This is a genomic window from Streptomyces sp. CLV115 (genome assembly GCF_038448545.1).
Taxonomy (GTDB): Bacteria; Actinomycetota; Actinomycetes; order Streptomycetales; family Streptomycetaceae; genus Streptomyces; species Streptomyces sanglieri.
In genome coordinates this window covers 1-3,617 of record NZ_JBCEWQ010000304.1, presented here as the reverse complement: position 1 = coordinate 3,617, position 3,617 = coordinate 1, and the positions used below count along the sequence as shown (strand labels likewise).

Sequence of the window (3,617 nt, the reverse complement as noted above, 5' to 3'; positions counted from 1 at the left end):
CCCCCTCGACGGCCCTCCCCCCGCCTCCGCGGTCCTCCTGCGCCAAATCGCCGCAGCGGGCAGCCCCGGCGACCCCGAGCAGCTCGTCCAGGCCCTCCACTGGTTCGGGATGCGCCGACGCGGGCCAGTCGATCAACTGGCCCACCTCGCGGACCACCCGGACCCGAAGGTCCGCAGGGCCCTCGTATGGACCGTCGAGAACTGGTCGAGCCCTGCCGCCAAGGAACTCCTCCACCGCCTCGCCCAGGACCCGGACGCGACGGTCCGGGAGGCCGTCGAATGGACCCCGCCCGAGCCCCGGTCCTGACGGGACTCGCACCCGTAAGGATTTCTTGTACGGGTCGTACGCGCGTGACGCGAGCACGCACGTGGAAGTTCGCTCCGCATGCACCCCGGAAAGCGGAAGCGCAAGAACGCGTCGGCAATGAAACTCGTGGGCAGATTGGTCGCCGTCTTCCGCAGGGCGGCCGGCCTGACCCAGACCCAACTCGCAGAACTGGTGGGCCATCAGGTGGAGACAATCGCCTCCATCGAACAGGGCAGACGGGCGCTACTGCCCGACCTCGCCGCCAAGTTGGACGAACGGCTGGACACCAAGGGCGCGTTGAGGGAGGCAGTGGCGAACCTGCCGGAGGTCGACCTGATTCCGGCGTGGGCGGAGGAGTACTTGGAACTGGAACGGGAGGCCCTGGCACTGTGCTTCTTCGCGAATCAAGTCCTGCCCGGCCTGCTCCAGACCGAGAACTACGCACGTGCCGTGTTCAACAGCCGAGTTCCCACGTTCAGCAGGGAGGAGATCGACGCACACGTCGGCACACGACTGGAGCGTCAGGAGATCTTGCGCCGCGAAGTGCCACCGACCACCAGCTTCGTCATCTCCGAGGCCATTGTCCGAGACCGCCTCGGGGGCGACGAGGTGTACCGGGAAACCTTGCACTGCCTCCGGGACTGCGCCGACTTGCCGGGCATCTCTCTCCAGGTCATGCCGCTGGGCCGGACGACTCATGCGGCGCTCGACGGGCCGTTCATCCTGCTGGAAACGCCGGACTATCAACGCGTCGCTTATACCGAAACTCAGCGCGGCAGCCAGCTCATCTCCAACCCGGACGAGATCAGCATCCTCTCTCAGAAATATGCGATGCTGCGGACGCAGGCTCTCAACGCCGAGGCAACGAAGGGCCTGCTGGACCGGCTGCTAGGAGAGTGATGAGCACCGCACGAGAGTGGTTCAAGTCCAGCTACAGCGGCAGCGACGGCGGCGAATGCCTCGAAGTCGCCTACAACTGGCAGAAATCAAGTTACAGCGGCAGCGAAGGCGGCGAATGCGTCGAGATCGCCGCCCACCCCGCCGCCATCCACATCCGCGACTCCAAGAACCCCGACGGCCCCGTCCTCACCGTCGCCCCCACCACCTGGACGGCCTTCGCCGGCTTCGCCGCCGACCCGCGACTCGCCTGAACCCACGCCCCCGGGAGGAACACACCGCCATGGCTGTCATCCACCGCACCACCCTGACGCCCACCAAGCTGGAACTCCTCGCCACCTGGCTGCCCGCACAGCCCTGGTACCGCGGCACGGGGCAGCAGCCCGAGCTGGACCGGACCGGCGGGTTCCGCCTGGACGACCCGAAGGGCGAGGTCGGGATCGAGTTCATGGTGGTCACCGACACCTCCGGGACCCAACCAGCCACGTACCAGGTGCTGTTCAGCTACCGCGGCGAACCGCTCCCGGGCGCCGACAACGCGCTCATCGGCACGACCGAGCACGGCGTACTGGGGAAGCGCTGGGTGTACGACGGAGCGCATGACCCGGTCGTCGTGGCCCAGCTCCTCGCGCTCGTCGTCGGCCAGGCCGAGCCGCAGATGCAGAGCACGAGCGACACCCCGGACCCGTCCGTCACCGCCCGGCTCGACGAACCCGGCATCACGGCGGAGTTCGCCGCCTCCACCGCCGCCAACAGCCCGGACGGAACAGCCATCCTGGTCACGACGGCACCCGACGGACGCCAACTCACCCTCCACATCAACCGCGAACTCCGGCCCGGCCGGCCCGGCCAAAGCGCGAACGGCCAGGCGCTCGGCCACGTCACCGCGCCCGCACCACTGCCCGACGGCACCACGGCGCCCACCACGTTCGTCGAGGTTCACGCGCACCCGTAGCCGCACCGCACCGCACTGCGGCGCCCGGCCGGTTGTCAGTGGCCGCGCCTAGAGTCGTAGTCATGGCGATGCTCCCGAATCCGCTCCCGTCCCTGGCCACGTCAGGGCTCCAACTCCCGCCCGGCTCACTGGTGGACGCCACGATCGACGGCACCTGGCACGAGCCGCTGCTCTGGTGTGCCGACGAGCCCGCGACCCACGGCACATGGCGCACGCTGCGCGCGGCCGGGCGGACGGTCGGGCTGCTCCCCGTGCTGATAGACGGCGGGCGGCGCGACCAGTGGCCCGACACCTGGGACCTGACCCCGGACAGCGCGTCGTACCCCGGCGACCACGACGCCGAGGAAGTGCTCAGCGAGTACTGGAAGGACTGCGCGCCCGAGGAGCTCGACGCCGCCGAGGCCGAGTGGCCGGGCCTGGCCCCCGTCCCGGCCGCCGAGGGCCAGGACGCCCCCGACGACCTGGCTGCCGCGATCGCCGAGGAGTGCGTCGGCCCGGACGGCTGGTACCCCGGCTCGCGGGTGGCGCTCGTCCCGGCCCGGCGCAGCGCGGACATACCGGCGGCGATCGGCTGGTCGGGCCCGCTCAACTACGAGGAGGACACGGCCCGGCTCTGTGCCGTGCTCCGCTCCTGGGAGGACCGCTTCGGCATACGGGTCGTGGTGCTGGGCTTCGACACCCTGATGGTCTCGGTGGGCCGCCCGCCCACCACCCTCCCGGAGGCCCGCGCGGTCGCCGCCGAGCACTTCGCGTTCTGCCCGGACAACATCGAGCAGAACCCGCCGTACGACCTGGACGTCTACGCCGAGAAGATGGTGCTGAACCAGGAGACCTGGTCCTTCTGGTGGGACTGACCGGAACCGACCGGAGGCCCTAGGTACGGCAACTCATGTGCCGCACCGGGGCACCCGGTTGAATCGCACGCATGCCCGACAACATCACGGACGACGCCCCCGACAGCACCGAGACCACCGAGATCACCGGCAGTGCCCGGCACACCTGGATCGCCTCGCTGATCTCCACGGTCGTCACGCTCCCGCTCGCGTTCTTCGCCCTGGTGTACAGCATGCTTTCGCCGATGGCCTGCGACTCCTGCTCGGAGGCGGATGCCGACCGGTTCGACGCAAGTTTCGGTCCGGCCTGGACGGTCTCCTGCTGCGGTCTGCTCCTGGCCCTGGTCATCCTGGTGGCGAGCTGGGTTCTCACCAGGCGCAGGCCACCGGCTGCGATCGGTCTCGCCGTGGCCGCACCCGCCACCGTGTTCTTCACCTGGGTCGCCTTCATGACCCTGATCAACTGGCCCTGAGCAGCCGGCCCCGGTCAGCCGGCCCTGATCGATCGGCACTGATCGACCGTCCCTGATCAACTGGTTCCGAGCCCTCGAACGGAGGAACACCGCCCATGAACCCCGAGCCGGCCCCGGACGACGCCAACCGCGACACCGACCCCGCCGTTGCC

Annotated in this window: 6 protein-coding genes; all 6 read left to right on the top strand. The window is 69.5% G+C overall.

The window, feature by feature from the left end; genetic code table 11:
• On the top strand, positions 1-307 hold a 307-nt coding region (locus tag AADR41_RS41575; protein ID WP_342287631.1), incomplete at its 5' end, for a HEAT repeat domain-containing protein.
• Between the two features lie 78 nt (positions 308-385).
• The gene (locus AADR41_RS41570) at positions 386-1,207 is read left to right on the top strand and encodes a helix-turn-helix domain-containing protein (protein WP_342287630.1); all 822 of its coding nucleotides are present in this window, start codon (positions 386-388) and stop codon (positions 1,205-1,207) included.
• Positions 1,207-1,458, top strand: coding sequence for a DUF397 domain-containing protein (locus AADR41_RS41565; protein WP_342287629.1), 252 nt, complete (start codon positions 1,207-1,209; stop codon positions 1,456-1,458). Before AADR41_RS41570 ends, AADR41_RS41565 begins: the two co-directional genes overlap by 1 nt.
• A gap of 29 nt (positions 1,459-1,487) precedes the next feature.
• Entirely contained in the window at positions 1,488-2,159 is a 672-nt protein-coding gene (locus tag AADR41_RS41560; RefSeq protein ID WP_342287628.1) for a maltokinase N-terminal cap-like domain-containing protein, read from the top strand.
• Positions 2,160-2,221: 62 nt separating this feature from the next.
• Positions 2,222-3,013: a DUF4253 domain-containing protein gene (locus tag AADR41_RS41555; protein ID WP_342287627.1), complete on the top strand. Its 792-nt coding sequence runs from the start codon at positions 2,222-2,224 to the stop codon at positions 3,011-3,013.
• A 71-nt stretch (positions 3,014-3,084) separates the two neighbouring features.
• Entirely contained in the window at positions 3,085-3,465 is a 381-nt protein-coding gene (locus AADR41_RS41550) for a hypothetical protein (RefSeq protein WP_342287626.1), read from the top strand.
• Positions 3,466-3,617 lie beyond the last annotated feature (152 nt).